Origin of the sequence: Bacillus sp. SIMBA_031, from assembly GCF_046535225.1 — a bacterium.
Classification (GTDB): Bacteria; Bacillota; Bacilli; order Bacillales; family Bacillaceae; genus Bacillus; species Bacillus velezensis.
Map to the genome: position 1 here is coordinate 1 of NZ_JAWRXC010000701.1, position 234 is coordinate 234.

The 234-nt window shown below is 38.9% G+C and carries 1 protein-coding gene; it reads right to left on the reverse strand.

Going from position 1 to position 234, the window contains the following annotated elements:
* Window positions 1-234: penicillin acylase family protein (locus SB724_RS21880; RefSeq protein ID WP_410573184.1), on the reverse strand; the 234-nt coding region annotated here is incomplete at both ends.

Sequence of the window (234 nt, forward strand, 5' to 3'; positions counted from 1 at the left end):
GGTTAAAAATTCAACCATTTTTGCGCCATATTGCTGCTGTATTTGAATTAAAGCTTGATCGCGTTCAAAGGTGGCAGTTTGTAAATCTAAATACATGCTAAAAATAACTAACAGACTATCTTCGCTTTGCCATGGTTGTTGCTCAGCCCCTGTAAGTAGGTATTCAAAACTTGGGTACCCTACTTGCGCAAGTCCTTCGTTTACACCTTGTGCATAGCTTTTTAGTAGTTGCTT